Source organism: Nicoliella sp. ESL1106 (assembly GCF_058509965.1).
On sequence record NZ_CP196340.1, the window covers coordinates 888,829 to 911,466 of the forward strand.

At 37.8% G+C, this 22,638-nt stretch carries 20 protein-coding genes; all 20 read left to right on the top strand.

Features of this window, described 5'->3' with window-relative positions; translation table 11 throughout:
• Positions 1 to 72: 72 nt before the first annotated feature.
• The 20 genes from tsf to dnaK all read left to right on the top strand — a co-directional run bounded on the left by tsf (position 73) and on the right by dnaK (position 22,522).
• Positions 73 to 951, top strand: coding sequence for a translation elongation factor Ts (gene tsf / locus ACSVI6_RS03880; protein ID WP_491716164.1), 879 nt, complete (start codon positions 73 to 75; stop codon positions 949 to 951).
• 158 nt (positions 952 to 1,109) lie between these two features.
• Entirely contained in the window at positions 1,110 to 1,832 is a 723-nt protein-coding gene (pyrH, locus tag ACSVI6_RS03885) for a UMP kinase (protein WP_491716165.1), read from the top strand.
• 3 nt (positions 1,833 to 1,835) lie between these two features.
• The gene (gene frr / locus ACSVI6_RS03890) at positions 1,836 to 2,399 is read left to right on the top strand and encodes a ribosome recycling factor (RefSeq protein ID WP_491716166.1); all 564 of its coding nucleotides are present in this window, start codon (positions 1,836 to 1,838) and stop codon (positions 2,397 to 2,399) included.
• Between the two features lie 32 nt (positions 2,400 to 2,431).
• Entirely contained in the window at positions 2,432 to 2,851 is a 420-nt protein-coding gene (locus ACSVI6_RS03895) for a hypothetical protein (protein WP_491716167.1), read from the top strand.
• A gap of 108 nt (positions 2,852 to 2,959) precedes the next feature.
• Positions 2,960 to 3,721 (top strand): undecaprenyl pyrophosphate synthase, encoded by a 762-nt coding sequence (gene uppS / locus ACSVI6_RS03900; protein WP_491716168.1) that lies wholly within the window; start codon positions 2,960 to 2,962, stop codon positions 3,719 to 3,721.
• 10 nt (positions 3,722 to 3,731) lie between these two features.
• Positions 3,732 to 4,520: a phosphatidate cytidylyltransferase gene (locus ACSVI6_RS03905; protein ID WP_491716169.1), complete on the top strand. Its 789-nt coding sequence runs from the start codon at positions 3,732 to 3,734 to the stop codon at positions 4,518 to 4,520.
• Between the two features lie 18 nt (positions 4,521 to 4,538).
• Positions 4,539 to 5,813, top strand: coding sequence for an RIP metalloprotease RseP (gene rseP, locus ACSVI6_RS03910; protein WP_491720094.1), 1,275 nt, complete (start codon positions 4,539 to 4,541; stop codon positions 5,811 to 5,813).
• A gap of 22 nt (positions 5,814 to 5,835) precedes the next feature.
• The gene (locus ACSVI6_RS03915) at positions 5,836 to 7,545 is read left to right on the top strand and encodes a proline--tRNA ligase (RefSeq protein ID WP_491716171.1); all 1,710 of its coding nucleotides are present in this window, start codon (positions 5,836 to 5,838) and stop codon (positions 7,543 to 7,545) included.
• A 62-nt stretch (positions 7,546 to 7,607) separates the two neighbouring features.
• Positions 7,608 to 11,933 (top strand): PolC-type DNA polymerase III, encoded by a 4,326-nt coding sequence (locus ACSVI6_RS03920; RefSeq protein ID WP_491720489.1) that lies wholly within the window; start codon positions 7,608 to 7,610, stop codon positions 11,931 to 11,933.
• Between the two features lie 115 nt (positions 11,934 to 12,048).
• Positions 12,049 to 12,525: a ribosome maturation factor RimP gene (gene rimP / locus ACSVI6_RS03925; RefSeq protein ID WP_491716173.1), complete on the top strand. Its 477-nt coding sequence runs from the start codon at positions 12,049 to 12,051 to the stop codon at positions 12,523 to 12,525.
• A gap of 17 nt (positions 12,526 to 12,542) precedes the next feature.
• Positions 12,543 to 13,640: a transcription termination factor NusA gene (nusA, locus tag ACSVI6_RS03930; RefSeq protein WP_491716174.1), complete on the top strand. Its 1,098-nt coding sequence runs from the start codon at positions 12,543 to 12,545 to the stop codon at positions 13,638 to 13,640.
• 20 nt (positions 13,641 to 13,660) lie between these two features.
• Positions 13,661 to 13,957, top strand: a complete 297-nt coding sequence (gene rnpM, locus ACSVI6_RS03935; RefSeq protein WP_491716175.1) for an RNase P modulator RnpM — start codon at positions 13,661 to 13,663, stop codon at positions 13,955 to 13,957.
• Entirely contained in the window at positions 13,950 to 14,252 is a 303-nt protein-coding gene (locus tag ACSVI6_RS03940) for a L7Ae/L30e/S12e/Gadd45 family ribosomal protein (RefSeq protein WP_491716176.1), read from the top strand. The genes rnpM and ACSVI6_RS03940 overlap by 8 nt, the downstream gene beginning before the upstream one ends.
• A gap of 14 nt (positions 14,253 to 14,266) precedes the next feature.
• Positions 14,267 to 16,573, top strand: coding sequence for a translation initiation factor IF-2 (infB, locus tag ACSVI6_RS03945; protein ID WP_491720490.1), 2,307 nt, complete (start codon positions 14,267 to 14,269; stop codon positions 16,571 to 16,573).
• A 19-nt stretch (positions 16,574 to 16,592) separates the two neighbouring features.
• Positions 16,593 to 16,949, top strand: coding sequence for a 30S ribosome-binding factor RbfA (gene rbfA / locus ACSVI6_RS03950; protein ID WP_491716178.1), 357 nt, complete (start codon positions 16,593 to 16,595; stop codon positions 16,947 to 16,949).
• A 90-nt stretch (positions 16,950 to 17,039) separates the two neighbouring features.
• A complete protein-coding gene (gene truB, locus ACSVI6_RS03955; protein ID WP_491720491.1) occupies positions 17,040 to 17,951 on the top strand; it encodes a tRNA pseudouridine(55) synthase TruB in 912 nt (303 codons plus the stop codon).
• A gap of 9 nt (positions 17,952 to 17,960) precedes the next feature.
• Positions 17,961 to 18,896: a riboflavin biosynthesis protein RibF gene (gene ribF, locus ACSVI6_RS03960; RefSeq protein ID WP_491720492.1), complete on the top strand. Its 936-nt coding sequence runs from the start codon at positions 17,961 to 17,963 to the stop codon at positions 18,894 to 18,896.
• A 93-nt stretch (positions 18,897 to 18,989) separates the two neighbouring features.
• Complete coding sequence (gene hrcA, locus ACSVI6_RS03965; RefSeq protein ID WP_491720099.1) at positions 18,990 to 20,027, top strand: heat-inducible transcriptional repressor HrcA; 1,038 nt, start codon at positions 18,990 to 18,992, stop codon at positions 20,025 to 20,027.
• Between the two features lie 19 nt (positions 20,028 to 20,046).
• Complete coding sequence (gene grpE, locus ACSVI6_RS03970; RefSeq protein ID WP_491716182.1) at positions 20,047 to 20,610, top strand: nucleotide exchange factor GrpE; 564 nt, start codon at positions 20,047 to 20,049, stop codon at positions 20,608 to 20,610.
• 46 nt (positions 20,611 to 20,656) lie between these two features.
• Entirely contained in the window at positions 20,657 to 22,522 is a 1,866-nt protein-coding gene (gene dnaK, locus ACSVI6_RS03975; protein WP_491716183.1) for a molecular chaperone DnaK, read from the top strand.
• Positions 22,523 to 22,638: the final 116 nt, after the last annotated feature.

A 22,638-nucleotide genomic window follows, 5' to 3' on the forward strand; every position in this document is an offset into this window, starting at 1 on the left:
CTGACTCAATTTTGGACCGCTAAGGCCTAGGTTTGGGTCAGCTTTTATTATGAACTAAAAGGAGAAATAAATATGGCTGCTAAGATTACTGCTGCTCAAGTTAAACAATTACGTGAAAAGACTAGTGTTGGAATGATGGATGCTAAGAAGGCATTAGTTGCTTCAGATGGTGATGAAAAGAAGGCCCTTGATTACTTACGTGAAAAGGGAATTGCTAAGGCTGAAAAGAAGAGTGGCAATGTTGCTGCTAACGGTTTAGCACAAATCGCTGTTGATGGTGATACTGCTGCTATCGTTGAAGTTAATGCTGAAACTGACTTCGTTGCAACTAATGATGATTTCAAGAAATTAGTTGATTTAATTGCAAACACGATTGCTGCTAACAAGCCAGCTAATATGGATGATGCATTAGCATTATCTACTCCAGATGGTAGTATCAAAGAAAGCATTATTCATACTACTCAAATTACTGGTGAAAAAGTTTCTCTTCGTCGTTTCCAAGTATTTGAAAAAGATGCTAACGGACACTTTGGTGCTTACCTTCACAATGGTGGCTTAATTGCTGCTTTAGTTTTACTTGAAGGTAGTGATGATGCTACTGCTAAGCAAGTTGCAATGCACGTTGCTGCTGCTAACCCAGAATTTATGAGTAGAAACGATGTTCCTAAGGATCGTTTGGATCACGAACGTGAAGTTCTTAAGAAGGAAGCCTTAAATGAAGGCAAGCCAGAAAACATTGTTGAAAAAATGGTTGAAGGTCGTTTGAACAAGTTCCTTGCTGGAATTAGTTTAGCTGACCAAGAATTTATCATGGATAGTGATCAAACTGTTGGTAAATTTGTTGAAAGCAAGGGTGCTCAATTAAAGGGCTTTGCTAGATACGAAGTTGGTGAAGGAATCGAAGTTGAAGAAACTAACTTTGCTGACGAAGTAAATGGTCAAATCAAATAATTAGATTATTTAATAAAAATTGCGCTCTTTTGAGCGCTTTTTTTGTGAAAAATGTTATATTCAGTTTAAGAACCACTTTTGATAGGTGATATACGCTATCACAATTTTAAATATTATGATAGAATTATCATGATATAAAAGTTTGGGGAGGAAAAATAATGGCAGACCTAAAATATAAGCGAATAATCTTAAAGCTTAGTGGTGAGGCCCTTGCAGGTGAACAGGGCTTTGGCATCAATTTACCAGTAATGCGGTCAATGGCTAAGGAAATTAAACAAATTTATGATTTGGGAATTCAAATCGCGATTGTTGTCGGTGGCGGTAATATGTGGCGTGGAGAAGCTGGATCAAAAATGGGTATGGAAAGAGCACAGGCTGATTATATCGGGATGCTTGCTACCATTATGAATGGACTATCTTTACAAGATAACCTAGAAGCAGTTGGAGTGCCTACACGCGTCCAAACTGCAATTGAAATGAGACAAATTGCTGAACCATACATTAGAAGAAAAGCAGTTCGTCACTTAGAAAAAAATCGCGTCGTTATCTTTGCTGGAGGAACTGGAAATCCATACTTCTCAACTGACACAACTTCTGTTTTACGAGCTGCAGAAATTCATGCAGATGCTATCTTAATGGCTAAAAACGGTGTTGATGGAATTTATTCTGACGATCCAAATATTAATCCAGATGCAGTTAAGTATGATACACTTACCTATATGGACATCATCAACGAGGGGCTTAGCGTAATGGATACTACCGCAAGCTCGTTGGCGATGGATAATCAAATTCCATTGGTTGTATTTAATTTAAATAAACCAGGAAATATTAAAAAAGTTGTACTAGGTCAACAAATTGGTACAACGGTAAAGGAGAATTAATTAATGGCTAATTCGAATGACATTTTAAATAGTGCAAAGGCCAAGATGAAGAAGGCTCAAGAAGTACTTGAACGAGAATTATCAAGTATTAGAGCAGGGCGTGCGAATGCTAGTATTTTAAACCGAGTGAAGGTTAGTTATTATGGAAGTGAAGTGCCAGTGAACCAAGTGGCCTCAATCTCAATTCCAGAACCTCGGGTAATTATGGTCACTCCATATGATAAAAGCGCCCTTGATGACATTGAAAAGGGAATTTTTGAAGCTGATTTAGGACTAAACCCAGCTAATGATGGAAGTGTGATTAGATTAGTAATTCCTCAATTAACAGAGGAAAGAAGACAGGAACTGGCTAAACAAGTTAAGGCTGTTGGTGAAGAAAGTAAGGTTGCCGTTCGAAACGTTCGTCGTGAAGCGATGGATGCGGTGAAGAAGGGGAACAAGAATGATGACTTCACTGATGATGAAGCTCACAGCTTGGAAGATAAAGTTCAAAAAATTACCGATGACTCAATCAGTGGTGTTGAAAAGATTGTTAGTGATAAGGAAAAAGAAATCACTAATAATTAATACTAAATTAATTAATAAGGGAGAAATGCTTTATGGCTGAAGATAGCGTAGAAATTACACCAGGAACAAAAGAATTTAATAACATGGTTTTTAGATTGAACCAACCAATCGTAAATGGAAACACTGAATTTTTGAACTATGCTGGAAATCCATTGGAACCATTACAAGATGATATTTATGTAATGCCTGCATACGTTGAAGATGGTTTTAACTTATTCATCGTTGTTTCAAAATTAATTGCAGACGATTGGATCATTGCATTTTCAAAGGCAACCATTGAAAATGGAAATGAAATCACTGATTTATCAGAACCAATTCCTACTGGTGAAGGACTTAATATGCTTGGTGAACGCAAAGCAGAAGAAGCTAATAAGTTACTTCAATACTTCAATACTTTAATTGAAAGTAACCGTGGTGAATGGAGATTAATTCAACGGCCAGACGAAAACTAATTAAATTAGCTGAATTTAATTCGGTGGTTAATTTTAATTAAATAATGTATTATATAAAGGATGGGTATCTACTCATCCTTTATTTTGATTTTAGATGGAGTAATAATTATGTTCAGAAAAAAAGAAAGTATTACTAATGATGAACTTGATATGAATCGTATTCCTAATCATATTGCGATTATAATGGATGGGAACGGCCGTTGGGCTCAAAAGCGGCACCTGCCTAGAATTGCAGGTCATAAAAGGGGAATGGAAACTGTTAAAACAATTACTAAGACTGCTAGTCGATTAGGGGTAAAAGTGCTGAGTCTATACGCCTTTTCTACTGAAAATTGGAAACGGCCCGATGAAGAGGTCAGTTATTTAATGAGTCTTCCTGGTAAATTTTTTAGTAGTTTTGTTCCTGAATTAATCGATAATAATGTTCGAGTTCAAGTGATGGGGGAATTAGATCAATTGCCACAATCGACCCAAGAAGTTGTCCAAAAGGCAATTGCTGATACCGCTGATTGTAATGGAATGATTTTGAACTTTGCACTTAATTATGGATCAAGGGACGAAATCCTTTTAGCTACTCGTAAAATTGCAAAAGCAGTGCAAAGTGGTAAAGTAGAAATTGATGAAATTGATTCTGAATTCTTTTCTCAGAAATTAATGACTAGCTCGTTAGGTGAATATGCTGATCCTGATTTATTGATTCGTACCAGTGGTGAACAAAGAATTTCAAATTTCTTGCTTTGGCAAATTGCTTATAGCGAACTAATTTTTACGAATGATTTATGGCCAGATTATAATGCTGATTCATTAAAAAATGCTATTTTAAATTTCCAGGGTCGTGATCGACGATTTGGAGGAATTAAAAATAAATAAGGAGTTAGTGATGAAACAAAGAGTTATTACTGCAGTGGTTGCGTTATGCATTTTTATTCCACTACTATTAATTGGTGGAATTCCATTTGATATCTTAGTTTTTGCGATGGGATTAGTTGCAATTAGTGAGATATTATTAATGAAAAAGATGATTTTGGTTTCACCTGAATCAACGATTGCCTTTTTAGGGGGACTATTCATATTAGCCCCTAGTAAAATGATGGATATAATGCCAAGCTACTTAACACCTACATTTATTATTTACATATTTGTAATGTTGTTATTATTAAGAATGGTATTTACTAAAAATCGGTTCAATTTTGATGATGTAGGAATTGCTGCTTTGTCATTTATATATGTTGGAATTGGTTTCCATTACTTAATCGTTGCAAGGGCTACGGGATTAAACGTAGTCTTGTATGCATTACTAATTGTATGGACTACTGATAGTGGGGCTTATATTTTTGGAAAACAATTTGGTAAGCATAAGCTTGCTCCGCACATTAGTCCGAATAAAACCTGGGAAGGTTCAATTGGGGGTTCGTTGCTTGCAACGATCGTATGTACGTTGATCGTATTTTTCTTCCCCCAAAATTTTTACTCGCTATTGCCAATGATTGCAATTACGATCATTGCTTCTATTGGCGGTCAATTTGGTGATTTAGTGGAATCTGCACTTAAACGTCATTATGGGGTTAAGGATTCAGGTAAAATTCTTCCGGGACATGGTGGAATCTTAGACCGTTTTGATAGCTTGTTGTTTGTTCTACCAATCCTGCATTTGTTTAATATTTTTTAGAAGAAAAGGAGAACAACGATGTTTACAACTATAATTGCATTCATTATTGTTTTTGGGATCTTAGTTTCTGTTCATGAATTTGGCCACTTTATTGTTGCAAAAAAGTGTGGAATTATGGTTCGTGAATTTTCAATTGGAATGGGTCCTAAAATATTTGCTCACCGTTACAACGGGACTACCTACACGCTTAGAATTTTGCCGTTAGGTGGTTACGTTCGAATGGCTGGGGGATACGATGATGAAGAAAGTCTACGCCCTGGGATGACGGTTACTTTGCAACTAAATGATCAGGGAATTGTAGAAAAAATTAATACTAGTAATAAAAATTCATTGTTCAATGGAATTCCATTGGTAGTTACCGAAGCCGATTTAGAAAAGGAATTGTGGATTCAAGGTTATGAAAATGGAAATGAATCAGAGGTAAAACGTTATTCTGTTGATCACGATGCTGTTGTTATCGAAGAAGACGGGACGGAGTTACAGATTGCACCACTTGACGTTCAAGTCCAATCCGCAACCGTTTGGCGTCGCATGGCAACTAACTTCGCAGGGGTTATTTGTAATATCTTATTAGCAATCGTTGCTTATACGATTTTTTCTTTTGTACAAGGTGGCGTTTTAAATAATTCCAATCAAATTAAATTAGCTGATAACGTTAATGTTGCTCGTGATGCTGGAATTAAGAATGGCGATGAAATCACAAAGGTTAACGGTGTCAGCACTAATAACTGGCAATCGTTAGCATCGACAATTGCTAGTAAGGCAAATGGAGATGATTTAAACTTAACCATTGAACGGGGCAATCAAACCAAGAATATCACTTTAAAGCCTAAGGTGGTTTCACAAAATGGCAAGAAAACTGCTGAAATTGGGATTCAAAGAAGTTCAAATTCTAATTTTTCTGCAATGCTGTTATCAGGATTTACCCAAACTTACGATACTGCTAAATCTTTATTATCTTCAATTTGGACAATGATCACAGGCCACTTTTCGTTAAATGACTTGGGTGGTCCGGTCGCAATTTTTGCTAATACCTCTCAGGCTGCTCAACTAGGAATTGGGGGAATCATTTATTTTATTGCTTTTCTATCAATTAATTTAGCAATTATGAATTTATTGCCAATTCCTGCCTTAGATGGTGGTAAAATTGTTATGAATATTGTTGAGGTAATTCGTCGAAAACCACTTTCAGAAAAAGTTGAAACAACGATTACACTTATTGGTTTTGCGTTTATGATTATTTTAATGATTCTAGTTACATGGAATGATATTGAAAGATTCTTTATCCATTAAATCTTATTTAGAGGTGTTTTAAATGAAACAATCTGCGATGCTGATTCCAACCCTGAAGGAAGTTCCCAATGGTGCGGAAGCACTTAGTCATCAAATGATGCTTAGAGCAGGGTACATTAGACAGGTATCTGCTGGAATGTATGCGTATTTACCACTTGCTTATCGAGTAATCACTAAAATTGAAGCAATCATTCGTAAGCATATGGATGCTACTAATGCTAATGAAATGTTAATGCCGGATGTTTTACCAGCTAAACTATGGAAGGATTCCGGTCGTTATGATACCTACGGGCCAGAATTATTTAAGTTTAAGAATCGTCATGATACTGACTTTATCTTGGGCCCTACTCACGAGGAAACGTTCACCGAGCTATTAAAGAACTCGGTCGATTCTTATAAAAAATTACCACTGGTCCTTTATCAAATTCAGTCTAAATATCGGGATGAAGATCGTCCTAGATATGGATTACTTCGTGGTCGTGAATTCATTATGAAGGATGCTTATTCCTTTACTGTTGACGATGAAGGATTAGATAAGGTTTATCATGATATGGAAAAAGCTTACTGCCAAATTTTCGACGAAATTGGTCTTGATTATCGAATGATCATTGGTGATGGTGGTGCAATGGGTGGCTCAGATTCAATTGAATTTTCTGCCCCAGCTGCCGTTGGTGAAGATACGATCGTATATTCAGATAATGGTGACTATGCTGCTAATATTGAAATGGCAAAGTGTGCATATATCCCTAGTAAGTCTGATGAACAACCACTTGAATTAGAAAAAAAGGCGACTCCAGACACTAAGACGATTGAAAAGTTAGCCACTTTCTTATCCGTAAAGCCAAGTCAAATCATTAAGAGCGTATTATTCATCGCTGATGAAAGTCCCGTATTAGTAATGGTTAGAGGCGATCATGAAGTAAATGATGTTAAGCTCAAGAACTATCTAGGTGCTGATTTCTTAGACGTTGCTAATGAGGAACAAGTTCTGAAATTTATGGGAGCGCCTGCTGGTTATGTAGGGCCAATTGGGGTTTCTGACGATGTGAAAGTGTTAGCTGATCAATATGTTAAGGACATGGTTAATACCGTTGTCGGTGCGAATGAAGATGGCTATGATTACGTTAACGTTAATCCTGATCGTGATTTTAAGGTCAGTGCTTATGATGACTTTAGGGTCGTTCAAAAGGGTGATTTATCCCCTGATGGTTCAGAAAAATTACAATTTACAAAGGGAATTGAAATTGGACATGTTTTCAAGTTAGGGACGCGATATTCTAAAATTTTAGGAGCAGATGTTTTAGATGCAAATGGCCGTAAAAAACCAATTATTATGGGTTCTTACGGAATTGGGGTCAGCCGTTTATTATCAGCTGTTTCTGAACAACAAGCCGATGAAGATGGACTAGTGTGGCCAACTTCAATTGCACCATTTGATATTCATGTTATTCCAGTTAACGCCAAAAAAGCTGATCAAATGGACCTTGCTAATGAAATTGAAACTGATTTAACCACTGCTGGTTATGATGTATTAAACGACGATCGTAAGGAACGCGCTGGTGTTAAGTTTGCTGATTCAGATTTGATTGGGATCCCAATTAGAGTAACCGTCGGTAAGAAAGCTAGTGATGGAATCGTTGAAATTAAGATTAGAAAAACTGGTGAAACCCTAGAGGTTAAAAAAGCCGAACTTATTAGTACAATTGGAATTTTACAAAAAGAATTGAATTAAATTATTAAGAGAGGGCTGTTTTGCAGTCCTTTTTTAATCTTAATAGAAGGGAGTTCAATCAATTGAATAATCATGAATTATTTAATCAATTACTAAGTCAGCTAGAAATGAATGCCCATAGAGATGATGAATGTTTTAAAAATGCTGAAATTACCCAATTAGTGGTTCATAAAAAGAGTAGGGAATGGCATTTTAAATTTCATTTCTTAGAACAATTACCATTTCAAGTTTTTAATGACTTTATCCATCGCCTTTTTACGACCTTTGAATCATTAGTGAACGTTAGTTTTGAGATTCAAGTTGATAGACCAAAATTAGATAACCATTTAGTTAAGGAATACTGGAATTGGGTCGTTAATAATAGCAACTTGAATTCCATGATGGCAAAACAAATTTGTGATACTAGTGTGCCAAGCGTTAATGATGATCGTGTCAATTTGGTTGTAGAAAATGAAGAACTCAAAACCTTTTTGATTGACCATGCATTGGGTAAAATTGAAGAATGTTATACGATGTGTGGATTTCCTAAGTTTACGATCAATACTTTCGTTAATCAAAGTGAGACGCAATCTAAAATTAGAGAAATCAAAAATATAAGGGAAAAACGGGATGCCGAGATTACTAAAAAGGCTATTGCTGCCATAAAAAAAGCGAATGCAAATCGTGAAAGCAAAGCTAAAAATGCTCCCATTACAAACGGCCCCGTTATTTTTGGTAAATTAATTAGTGATGATGCTGATGTCACTAAGTTAATTGATATTGTTCAAGAGGAACGATCGGTTGTCTTGAATGGTTTTGTTTTTGATAAAGAAGTTCGTTCACTACGTTCTGGTCGGCAGTTATTGATTTTTAAGGTGACCGACTTCAGTTCATCAATCGTAGTTAAGAAATTCTCCCGTAACGAACAAGATGAAGCTCAATTTGAAGCAATTCAAAAGGGTGGCTGGCTAAAACTCCGTGGTAGCGTTCAAGAGGATAATTATACGCATGAATTAACCATGAATCCGTACGATATTAATACGACGACCCATCAAGAAAGACAAGATACTGCTAAGGATAAGCGGGTTGAATTGCATCTACACACCAATATGAGTCAAATGGATGCCATCGATGGGATCGATGCATTTGCCAAACGGGCTAAACAATGGGGTCACAAGGCATTGGCAATTACGGACCATTCTGCATTACAAGGCTTTCCATCAGCATATAGTGCTGGTGAAAATAACGATTTGAAAATGATTTACGGTGTAGAAGCTAACGTTGTTGATGATGGAATGGAAATCGGGTTTAATAACGACCATCGCGATTTAAAGACCGCAACTTATGTTGTGTTTGATATTGAAACGACAGGATTATCAGCAATTTATGATAAGATTATTGAAGTTTCTGCTGTTAAAATGGTTCATAATAACGTTACTGCTCAATTTGAAGAGTTTATTGATCCAGGGTTCCATTTAAGTGAATTTACAACTAATTTAACATCCATTACTGATGACATGGTAAAGGGTTCCAAAAGTGAAGAAACGGTTTTAAAGATGTTTCGGGAATTCTGCGGAGATGCAATTGTAGTTGGGCATAACGTAACCTTCGATGTGGGCTTTATGAATGCTGGATACGAACGCTATGGAATGAGTAAAATTACTAATCCAATTATTGATACGTTGCCGTTAGCACGTTTTTTGTATCCTAACTTAAAGAGTTACCGTTTAAATACCCTTGCGAAAAAATTTGATGTTAGCTTGGAACATCATCATCGTGCGGTATACGATGCGGAAAGTACAGGCCATTTAAATTATATTTTCTTAAAGACGGCTGAAGATCGATATGGAATTAAATATCAAGATCAATTAAATGATCATATGACAGAGCATAGTGCTTATAAACACGCTCGACCGTTTCATGTCACCCTGCTGGCTAAAACCCAATCCGGATTGAAAAACCTCTTCAAACTAGTTTCGTTATCTAACGTAGAATATTTTTATCGGGTTCCACGGATTCCGCGTAGCGTATTAGTTAAATATCGGGAGGGTATTTTAGTTGGTTCAGCATGTGCTTCTGGTGAAGTTTTTACCGCCATGGTCCAAAAGGGAATGGAAGAAGCACGTCAAAAGGCTCAATTTTATGATTACTTGGAGGTTCAACCACAAGCTAATTATCAACCATTGATTGATTCTCAATTTATTCATGATCAAGCGCATTTACATGAAATCATCAACAATATGGTTACCTTAGGACAAGAATTGGATAAACCAGTGGTTGCAACTGGTGATGCCCATTACGTAGACCCTCACGAATACATCTATCGTAAAATTTTGATTCATTCTCAAGGTGGAGCCAACCCACTTAGTAGGCAAAAGCTTCCTGAAGTCCATTTCTTATCAACTGATGAAATGTTGAATGACTTTAGCTATCTTGGCGATGAAGTAGCCAATCAAATTGTGGTTAAAAATTCCAATTTAATTGCTGATATGATCGATGATGATATCAAGCCTGTTAAGGATAAGTTATATACCCCACATATTGATGGGGCGGAAGATGAGATAAAAAAACTTACCTACAACAGAGCCTTTGATTATTATGGCGACCCGCTTCCTGATTTAGTTAAAAAGCGGGTTGATCGAGAATTAGATAGTATCATTAGCCATGGATTTTCAGTCATTTATTTAATTGCTCAAAAACTAGTGTTCAAAAGTAATAAGGATGGTTATTTAGTTGGTTCTCGTGGGTCCGTTGGATCTAGTTTGGTTGCTACAATGGCTGGGATTACTGAAGTGAACCCACTGCCACCACATTACCGTTGCCCTAAATGTAGATATTCTCATTTCTATACGAAGGGTGAATATGCTTCTGGATACGATTTACCACGTAAAAATTGTCCGAAGTGTGGAACTGAAATGATCGGTGATGGGCAAAACATTCCATTTGAAACGTTCCTAGGGTTTAAGGGAAACAAGGTTCCAGATATTGATTTGAACTTCTCAGGTGATTATCAACCAATCGCTCATAACTACATGAAGGTGTTGTTCGGTGAAGACAATGTTTACCGTGCTGGAACGATTGGAACGGTTGCTGATAAGACAGCCTATGGTTACGTAAAGGCTTATGAACGCGATACTGAACAAAATATTCGTTCTGCTGAAATCGATCGACTGGCCCAAGGCGATGTCGGTGTGAAAAGGACTACTGGTCAACATCCAGCTGGAATCATTATTGTGCCGAGCGATATGGATATTTATGACTTTACTCCCATCCAATATCCCGCCAATGATCAAAAAGCCGAATGGGAAACGACGCACTTTGATTTCCATTCCATTCATGATAACATCCTCAAAATGGATATTTTGGGACATGATGATCCGACCATGATCAGAGCACTTCAAGACCTTTCTGGAATTGATCCACAAACGATCCCAATGGATGATCAAGGAGTTATGTCAATTTTTTCAGGAACGGACGTATTAGGTGTGACCCCAGAACAAATTCAATCCAAAACGGGGACATTAGGGGTGCCTGAATTTGGGACGAAGTTCGTACGGGGTATGTTAGAACAGACCCACCCGCAAAACTATTCGCAACTTCTGCAAATTTCTGGTTTATCCCATGGGACCGATGTTTGGCTAGGAAATGCTGATGAGATTATTAAGGACGGGACTGCAACGATCGCTAACGTAATTGGTTGTCGTGATAATATTATGACTGATTTAATTAACTGGGGTCTTGATTCTGAAACGGCTTTCCAAATCATGGAATCAGTTCGGAAGGGTCGTGGAATTAAGGATGAATGGCGTAAAGAGATGAACGCAGCCAAAATTCCAGAATGGTACATTCAATCTTGTTTAAAAATTAAGTATATGTTCCCACGTGCCCATGCCGCAGCTTACGTTCTAATGGCCCTGCGGGTAGCATACTTTAAGGTGTACTTCCCAATCGTTTACTATGCTGCTTATTTCTCGATTCGAGCTGATGATTTTGATGTAGTTGCCATGGCAAGCGGAAAAGAGTCTGTCAAAGAAGCGATGAAAACGATTCAAGATCAAGGCAACGAAGCATCTGCTAAGGATAAGAACTTGTTAACGGTCTTAGAATTAGCCAACGAAATGTTAGAACGTGGGTTTGAGTTTGAAATGATCGATTTAAAGCGTTCTGATGCTGAAAAATGGATTATTGAAGGAAATAAGCTATTAGCACCATTTCGGGCGATTCCAGGGCTTGGGTTGAACGTTGCAAAACAAATCGTGGCTGCTAGAGAAGACAAATCGTTCTTATCCAAGGAAGACCTGGCTAAACGTGGCAAGGTTTCTAAAAAGATCATTGAATTTATGGATGAAAATGGAGTGTTGAAAGGATTGCCAGATGAAAATCAGTTGAGCCTATTCGACATGCTATGATTTGAGTTTAATCCTAACTTATGGTATATTACTACTAGTAATTAATACTCGTTTAAAGGAGTGAGCAGGGATGCTCACTCTTTTTATTGGATTTAATAGGAGGTATGCATACAAATTGAGTAACGTTCCTGAGATTGTGAAAGATATCTTAACACCGATTTTAAATGAACATCATTTTGAATTGTTCGATATTGAATACGTTAAAGAAAGCCAAAAGTGGTATTTACGGGTTTATATTGATAAACCTAACGGTATTACGATTGAAGATTGTGCAATCATTAGCGATCAATTAGGTGAAGAATTAGATGCAATGGATCCTGATCCAATCCCACAAGCTTATTATTTAGAAGTATCATCTCCCGGCGCAGAACGCCCCTTGAGAAATGCAAAAGAGATTGAAGAAGCAATTGGTAGCTATATTAACGTTTCATTGTATTATCCAATTAAGCAAAATAAGGTATACGAAGGGACTTTAAAGGGAGTTACAGAAGAAAACGATTTAGTAATTGAATATAACGACATGAGTGTCTTTAGGGAGTTAACAATTCCTGCAAAAGCAATTGCTAAAGTTAGACTCGCAATTAAGTTTTAATTTAAAGGAGAATCGGAATGAGTAAAGAATTATTGGGTGCTTTTGATGCTTTAGAAAAAGAAAAGGGCATTAAGAAGGAAACCATTATCGACGCTTTAGAGGCAGCTTTGACTTCTGCTTATAAGCGTAATTATGGTCAATCACAAAATGTAGATGTAGAATTTGATAATAAGAAGGGTGATATTCACGTCTATGCTGTTAAAAAGATTGTTGACGTGGTTGAAGATGCCCAGACTGAATATAGTATTAAAGATGCCCTTTTAATTAGCCATGGTTATGAAGTTGGTGATGACATCAAGATCGAAGTTACTCCTAAGAATTTTGGTCGCATCGCTGCCCAAACTGCAAAGCAGGTAATTATGCAACGGGTTCGAGAAGCTGAACGGGAAATGGTTTATAATCAATTTAGTCAATACCAAGATGAGTTAATTACTGGAGAAGTAGAACGTTCAGATAGTCGTTTTGTTTACATTAATCTTGGCAAGGTCGAAGCTGTAATGCCTGTTAGTAACCAGATGCCAAATGAAGAATATCGACCACAAGATAAAATCAAGGTATATGTTACTAAGGTTGAAAACGCTTCTAAGGGCCCTCAAGTATTTGTTAGCAGAACGGCACCTGGACTATTAAAGCGTTTATTTGAACAAGAAGTTCCTGAAATCTACGATGGAACTGTTGAAATTGTCTCAATTGCTAGGGAAGCTGGGGACCGCTCAAAAGTAGCGGTTCGCTCTAATAACCCTGATATAGATCCTGTTGGAACCACTGTTGGTCCTAAGGGACAACGGGTTCAAACAATCGTAAATGAACTTGGTGGCGAAAACATGGATATTGTTGAATGGACTGACGATAAGGCGAAGTTCATTGCCAACGCTTTGAATCCGTCTGAAGTAGTCGATGTTATTTTCGACCCTGAAAACGATCAAGCTTGTACGGTGATTGTACCTGATTATCAATTATCATTAGCAATTGGGAAGCGTGGACAAAACGCTCGATTAGCTGCTAAGTTAACTGGATTTAAAATTGATATTAAGTCAGAATCAGAAGCAGATGAAAATATTTATGAAAATCACACTGCTGCTGAAGATCCTGATAATGATGAAAACGCTGATTAGTTATCAGTAGGGAGGTTCAAATGCGACGTCGAAAGGTTCCAATGCGTAAAGATATTGTCACGGGTGAAATGGCTCCTAAAAAAGAGTTGATTAGAATCGTCCGTGATAAAGAAGGCAACGTAAGCATTGATAAAACTGGTAAAAAAGCCGGGCGCGGTGCTTATATCTCAATGGATGTAGAAATTGCAAAGCAAGCTAAGGCTAAAAAAACATTTAACAAGGTTTTTGACACTAATGTTGATGATCAATTTTACGATGATTTAATTGCTTATACTGATCATGAACAAGCAAGAAAAAAATTATTTGAAAATGAATAATCAAAAATATTTAAATTTAATCGGAATCGCCAAAAGAGCTGGTAAGGTAGTTACTGGCGAGGCAATTATTTTAAATGCAATTAAAAAGCATCAAGTTGCTCTTTTGATTATTGCAAGCGATACCGGACAATCATCTACCAAGAAGTTTATTGACAAAGCGGGTTCGTATCAGGTTGAATACCATCACTTTATTTCTAAACAGGAATTAAGCGATGCAATCGGTGCTCCCCGAACAATGATTGGAATTACTGATCGTGGCTTTGCCAGAAAGCTTTCTGAAATAAAAAATAGTTAAAGGATAGTGATTATATGGGTAAAAAGCGTATTTATGAATTAGCTAAAGAGCTCAATGTTACCAGCAAGCAACTAATTAACAGTGCTAATAGTAAGGGTATCTCGGTTCATAACCATATGTCTACGATTGATGATAACCAAGAAAAGCAAATTAGAGCTGCATTAAAGAGTAATTCAGCTAAATCAACGACACGAACTAATTCTAAACCACAAAATAATCAACAACATGGTGGCAATCAAAACCGAAACCAAAATAGCCATGCTGACAAAAGACAGGGGGGCCACCAAATTAATAATAAACCTAGTCATAGTAATGCTAGTCAGTCAAATAATAACCATCGGTCTAATAATTCGAATGGGCAAAGAAATAACGTTCAATCTGGTTCTGGTCGAAATACTAATAATTCTAGTAATAATTCGAACGGTTTTAACAAAAATAATCGGAAGAACAAGAAGAAGTTTAACAAGCGGAATAACAATTTCAATAGTAAATACACTAAGAATCAACGAATTCGCCAAATTCATAAGCATAACGATGCTCCTAAACGGAAGGATCATCCACTTCCAAAGGTATTAGAATATACTGATGGGATGAATGCACAAGAAATTGGGAAGGTCCTTCACAGAGAACCTGCTGAAATTGTTAAAAAGTTATTCATGCTTGGGGTTATGGTTAACCAAAACAAATCATTGGATAATGAAACCATTGAATTGCTAGCCACTGACTACGGAATTGAAGCCAAGGAAAAAGAAGAAGTTAACGTTTCTGATCTTGATAAGTTATTTGATGAAGAAGAACACAACACGGCTTATCAAGAAAACAGACCACCAGTGGTTACGATCATGGGACACGTTGATCATGGTAAAACCACCCTATTGGATTACTTGAGACATTCTCACATTACTTCTGGTGAAGCTGGTGGGATTACCCAAGGAATTGGTGCTTATCAAGTTAAGCATGATAAAAAGACAATTACTTTCTTGGATACTCCTGGTCATGCTGCTTTTACTGCCATGCGGGCACGTGGAGCTGATATTACTGATATTACGATTTTAGTGGTTGCTGCTGATGATGGAGTAATGCCACAAACCATCGAAGCCATCAACCATGCTAAGGCTGCAAAGACCCCAATTATCGTTGCAATCAATAAGATTGATAAGCCAGGGGCCAACCCAGATCACGTTACTGAACAACTTAGTAACTACGGATTAATTCCTGAAGACTGGGGTGGCGATACCATCTTTGTAAAAATTTCAGCTAAATTCGGGACCAACGTTGATGAATTATTGGACATGATCCTATTGCAAGCTGAAGTGATGGAATTAAAGGCTAATCCACGGCAAAATGCTGCTGGTTCAGTAATCGAAGCTCGTCTTGATCGTGGAAAGGGAACCGTTGCAACGCTGTTAGTTCAACAAGGGACCATGCACGTTGGAGATCCGATTGTAGTTGGGGATACCTTTGGTCGAGTGCGGACTATGGTTAATGAACATAACCAAGAAATGAAGGAAGCCACCCCATCAACTCCTGTTGGAATTACTGGATTGAACGACGTTCCAGAAGCAGGGGATCGGTTTATTGTCTTTGATGATGAAAAGACCGCCCGTGCTGCTGGAGAAAAACGGGCTCAAGCAGCTCAAGAAAATGATCGTCGTCAAACGAACCATGTTACATTGGATAACTTGTTCGATTCACTTAAAGAAGGTGAAATGAAGCAAGTTGATATTATTATTAAAGCTGATGTTCAAGGTTCAGTCGAAGCACTTTCTTCTAGTCTTCAAAAGATTGAAGTAGAAGGAGTGCGTGTTAATATCATTCATACCGGAGTTGGAGCCATTAATGAAAGTGATGTTGCCTTAGCAGAGGCAAGTAACGCAATCATTATTGGATTTAGTGTTCGTCCCACCCCACAAGCTAAGGCCCAAGCTGAAAGCGATAACGTTGATATTCGTTTACATCAAGTGATTTACGATGCAATCGATGAAGTGGAATCCGCTATGAAGGGAATGCTAGAACCCACATATAAGGAAGAAGTTACTGGTCAAGTTGAAGTGAGAGAAATTTATAAAGCTTCTAAGATCGGAACAATTGCTGGGGGGATGGTAATCTCAGGTTATATTAACCGTGATAGTAAGGTACGGTTAATTAGGGACAATGTTGTGATTTTTGATGGCGAACTTGGCAGTTTAAAACGCTTTAAAGATGACGCTAAGAGCGTTAAACAAGGTTTTGAATGTGGGCTTACAATTGAAAATTATAATGATATTAAGGTCAATGATGTTATTGAAGCCTACATTATGAAAGAAGTTCCAATCGAATAATTCGATTAAGGAGGATACTATGGCACAATATCGTGTAGGGCGACTACAACAAGAAATTCAAAGAGAAGTTAATGATTTGTTATTGAAGGAAGTACGTGACCCCAGAGTTAAGGGCGTTACAATTACCGGAGTGGAAGTCACTGGTGATCTTCAACAAGCAACGATCTTTTACAGCATTCTCTCTGATAAAAAGAGTGATGAAGAAAATACCCAAAAGGGATTGGATAAGGCAACCGGAATGATTAGAAGTGCATTAGGCGCTCGGTTAAGAAACGTCTATAAGACACCAGAAATTCATTTTGAATTAGATGATTCAATTCAATACGGGAGTAAGATTGATCAATTGATCAATAAATTACAACGCGAAGATAAATAATTTTAAAAGAGTAGGTAATAATCATTTGTTATCTACTCTTTTTATGTTTCAATTAATATTAATTAGAGAAAAGATAGGGAGTCGTTAATTATGGATGGAATCATCCCATTGAACAAACAACGTGGAATGACTAGTTTCGATTGCGTCAGAAAACTACGTGGAATTTTGCAAACTAAAAAAATTGGACATAGTGGAACGCTCGATCCAAACGTTGACGGTGTTTTACCAATTTGTATCGGTAGTGCAACTAAGGTGGTTGATTTTTTGATGAATTCTGGAAAAGTTTATCGAGGAGAGATCACCCTTGGGATGTCAACGACCACCGAGGATTTAGATGGCGATGTTGTTGAACGGAAGGCAATTACGGATCCGTTTTCAGAAGCATCAATTAATCAGGCGATGCAACAGTTGGTTCAACCAGAACTGTTACAAATTCCACCAATGTATTCAGCTGTAAAAGTCAATGGTCGCCGTTTATACGAATATGCACGGGCGGGTGAAACTGTAACACGGCCCCAGCGGCACGTTCGCATTGACTACTTTAAAATTATTGCTCCCATTGAATATGATAAAGAAGAACAAGTTCAGCGAATCAAGTTCGAAGTAGGTTGTGGAAAGGGAACCTATGTCCGCACTTTATCGTTTATGGTTGGCCAAATCTTAGGGGTACCAGCTGTAATGTCTGATCTTACTAGGATTAAGAGTGGCGGCTTTACGATTGATGAATCGGTTACGCTAAGTCAAGTGAAAGTAGCGATGGAAGATGGCAACATTAGTAATGTTTTGTATCCAATTGATCATGCACTGGGTGGATATCCAAGTATTGAATTGAGCCCGAACCAGTGGAAAACGGTGCAAAATGGTGGATTTTTAAGTCCCCAAGATATTAATATGGATAATGATGAAATTGCTGTAAGGTTTAATCAGCAAATTAAGGCGTTGTACTATTACAATCATGCACAGGGATTTTATAAACCATTAAAAATGTTTAGTGTCAATTAGGAGTTTACAATGAAAATTTTAAAGATTCACCATCCAATGAAAGATTTAAATTTGAATGAACCGGTTGTGCTTGCAATGGGTTTTTTTGATGGGCTCCATTTGGGTCATCAGCAAATAATCAATCGAGCAAAATCAATTGCTGAAAGACGCGGAGTTAAATTAGCAGTTTTAACTTATGATCATCATCCATCAATCGTATATCAACAATTAAACGCGCATGATAAGCGTTACTTAACGCTGATGGATTATAAAATGGAACTCTTTGAGCGCTTAGGCGTTGACATCGTATTCCAGATTAGTTATACAAATGCATTCCAAGCGCAAAGTCCACAGGAATTCGTCGATAATTATCTTTGTCGCTTTAATGCAGTGGAGGTAGTTGCTGGTTTTGATCATACTTATGGAAAAAAGAATGCTGATATGAATTTATTACCTCAATATGTAAAGAATCGTTTTGAAGTGGTTGATGTTGCATCCTTTGATATTGACAATAAAAAAGTGAGTTCTACTCGGATTCGCCAAAACCTAGATGATGGTCATATTGATACCGTTAATCGGTTGTTAGGCAGGCCCTTCGTTACTACGGGAACTATTGTGCATGGATTTGCTCGCGGGCGTGAGTTGGGCTTTCCAACCGCTAACGTGGAGCATAGCGAATATCAATGGTTGCCAGCAATTGGAATCTACATTGTAAGGATGCAAATTGGTGATCAATGGTACGATGGGATGGCTTCGATTGGCCGTAACGTGACGTTTGGTGATTCACATCCCATTACCGTTGAAATTAATTTATTTAACTTTGATCAAAATATTTATGGTGAAGTAGTAAATATCGAATGGCTCCATTGGACGCGCGGTGAGGTTAAGTTCAACGGGGTAGAAGCCCTGATCGATCAGCTGCATCAAGATCAAAAAACGGCTCAAAAGTTTTTAAGTGATTTGTGAGTGTCTTTCTTGACTTATAATCGCTCCTTTGGTAAATTATATATGTAGCTTAGCACTTGAAGGATATGAGTGCTAAAAAAGGAGTGATTATTAATGCTAACAGAACGTCAAGAATTGATTCTTTCTGGAATCGTTCAGGATTATACTCAATCGGGAACGCCTGTTGGTTCTAAAGCATTAGTTAATCAACTTCCGTTTCACGTTAGTTCTGCTACGATCAGAAATGAAATGGTGGTTTTGGAAAATATGGGGTTAATTGAAAAAACCCACTTATCTTCCGGACGGATTCCATCGATTAATGGTTATCGTTATTACGTCGATCATTTGACATTGTCAAAGGTCAATACGATGAGTGATCTGGAAATCATTCATAAGGCGTTAGATTCAAATTACCATAAGATCGATGAGCTAGTTCAAAAATCTGCTAATATCCTATCTGATTTAACTAACTATACTGCTTTGACTTTGCAGCCAGAGCAGGCTCAAAGTAGGCATCTAAAAGGATTTAGATTGGTTGCATTAGGTGATCAACGTGTTATGGCGATTCTGGTAACTGATAATGGGGATGCGGAAACTGAATTGTTCCGCATTTCCGATGGTGTTACCGGTGAACAACTAGAGTCAGTCGTTAATTTGATTAATGATCGACTTGTTGGTCAGCCATTATCGGTGGTATTAGAGCAACTAAAATCTGTAATTCCAATGGAAGTTAATAAGTACTTGCATTCTCCGAATGGCTTTATTGACATCTTGGATGAGGTCCTTATGAGAGCAACTAGAGATCGCCTTTACGTTGGTGGTGAAATGAACCTATTGAGTTTTACCAATCAAAGCGATGTTAGTTATCTCAAACCGCTGTATTCGATGTTGAATCAATCTGGTGAAATTTCTAAATTTTTAGGAAATTCAGAAGATGGTGTTTCGGTTCAGATCGGTTCTGAAATGAGTAATGAATTATTGAAAAATTATAGTGTCATTACAGGGACCTATGATGTTGGCCAATACGGTAAGGGAATGATTGCTGTGTTGGGGCCTACTCGAATGCCTTATTCAAAGGTAATTACCTTGGTCAGTGCATTTAGAGAAGAGCTTACCAAGCGTTTGTTAGGTTACTATGGAGAAAACAAATAAATCTAGAGGAGGGTTTTGTTTGGCATCTAAGAAAAAGCAAGATGAAGAAAAGCAAAATTCTGCGGAAGCTACTGAAACAGAGAAGTTAAAGGCTGCAGATGAGCAAGCTAATGCTGAAGACAAACAAGCTGATAAAGCAATTATTGATTTAAAACGGCAGTTGGATGATATGGAAAATAAGTATCTACGGACTGCAGCTGAGTTGCAAAACGTTCAAAATCGGGCTAAAAAAGACCAAGCAACCATCTTGAAGTATGATGGCCAAAAGCTTGCAACTAATATTTTACCGATCGTTGATAATTTAAACCGAGCCCTTGAAGTTAAGGTGGATGATAAAGCTGGTCAACAACTTAAACAAGGGGTTGAAATGGTTTCGAACCACCTAACTAAGGCTTTGAGTGATAGCAACATTAAAAAAATTGATGCGGAAGGCAAGAAGTTTGATCCGAATTTCTGTCAAGCCGTTCAAACGGTCCCAGCAGATGATGCTCATCCAACTGATCACGTTGTGAAAGTATTACAAGATGGCTATCAATTAGCTGATCGTGTGATTCGTCCAGCGATGGTCGTTGTTGCAAAATAAACAAACAATTAATAAATAAAAAATAAAAAGTGAGGTAAATTAAATTATGGCTAGTAACAAAATTATTGGAATTGATTTAGGAACTACTAATTCAGCAGTTGCCGTTCTTGAAGGTAACGAACCAAAGATTATTCCTAATCCAGAAGGTTCAAGAACGACTCCTTCAGTCGTTGCATTTAAAGATGGTGAAATTCAAGTTGGGGAAGTTGCAAAGCGTCAAATGATCACTAACCCGAACACGATTTCATCAATCAAGAGCCACATGGGTGACAGCAATTACAAGGTTGATGTTGATGGTAAGAGCTACACTCCACAACAAATTTCTGCAATGATCTTACAATACATCAAGAAGTTTGCTGAAGACTACATTGGTGACACTGTGGACAAGGCAGTTATCACTGTTCCTGCATACTTTGATGATGCCCAAAGACAAGCAACTAAGGATGCTGGTAAGATTGCTGGATTAGATGTTAAGCGGATTATCAACGAACCTACTGCTGCTGCGTTAGCTTATGGTTTGAACAAGAAGGATAACGACCAAAAGGTATTGGTATATGACCTTGGTGGTGGGACCTTTGATGTTTCCGTTCTTGAATTAGGTGACGGTGTGTTCCAAGTCCTTTCTACTAATGGTGATACTCACTTAGGTGGGGATGACTTCGATAAGAAGATCATGGACTGGTTGATCGAAGGCTTCAAGAGCGAACACGGAGTTGACTTATCCAATGATAAGATGGCATTACAACGGTTAAAGGATGCTGCTGAAAAGGCTAAAAAGGACCTTTCAGGAGTTTCTGAAACTGAAATCAGCCTTCCATTTATCGCTTCTGGTGATGAAGGGCCACTTCACTTGACTGCTAAGTTAAGTCGTTCTAAGTTCAATGAATTAACTGCTGACTTAGTTGAAAAGACTAAGGCTCCATTCGATAATGCATTGAAGGATGCTGGTTTATCAACTTCTGACATTGATAACGTTATCTTAAATGGTGGTTCTACTAGAATTCCAGCCGTTCAAGAAGCTGTTAAGCAATGGACTGGCAAGGAACCAAACCACTCTATTAACCCTGATGAAGCCGTTGCCGATGGTGCTGCTGTTCAAGGTGGGGTGCTAACTGGTGATGTTAAGGATGTTGTGCTACTTGATGTTACGCCACTTTCCCTTGGTATTGAAACCATGGGTGGGGTCTTCACTAAGTTGATCGACAGAAACACGACCATTCCAACTTCAAAGAGTCAAGTCTTCTCAACTGCCGCTGATAACCAACCAGCTGTTGATATCCACGTCTTACAAGGTGAACGGCCAATGGCTGCTGACGACAAGACGCTTGGTCAATTCCAATTAACTGATATTCCTGCTGCTCCTCGTGGAATTCCTCAAATCGAAGTTACTTTCGATATCGATAAGAACGGAATCGTTAACGTTTCCGCTAAGGATAAGGGAACAGGTAAGTCCCAAAAGATTACCATCAAGGATTCCAATGGCCTTTCTGATGACGAAATCAACAAGATGATGGATGAAGCAAAGGCTAATGCCGATGCTGATGAAAAGCGCAAGGAAGAAGTCGACTTAAAGAATGAAGTTGACCAATTGATCTTCCAAACTGATAAGACTTTGAAGGATGTTGAAGGTAAGGTATCCGAAGACGAAATTAAGGCTACTAAGGATGCTGAAGCTGCTTTGAAGAAGGCCAAGGAAGAAAACAACCTTGATGACATGAAGGCTAAGAAGGATGAACTACAAAAGCAAGTTCAAGAATTAGCTACTAAGTTATATCAACAAAATCAACAAGCTCAAGGTGGCGCTGATGCTGGTGCAAATGCTGGTTCAGATTCTGCTAAGGGTGATGACAACACAGTTAACGGTGACTTCCATGAAGTTAACGATGATGATAAGAAGGACAATAACAAATAATAATTGTTATTAATTCGTTGTCATAAAAAGTCAAAGTCGCTGAATTAGACTTTGGCTTTTTATTGTCTTAGGGGTTTGAATCCTTTAAAATAAAAATAGATATGAACTTAGGAGGA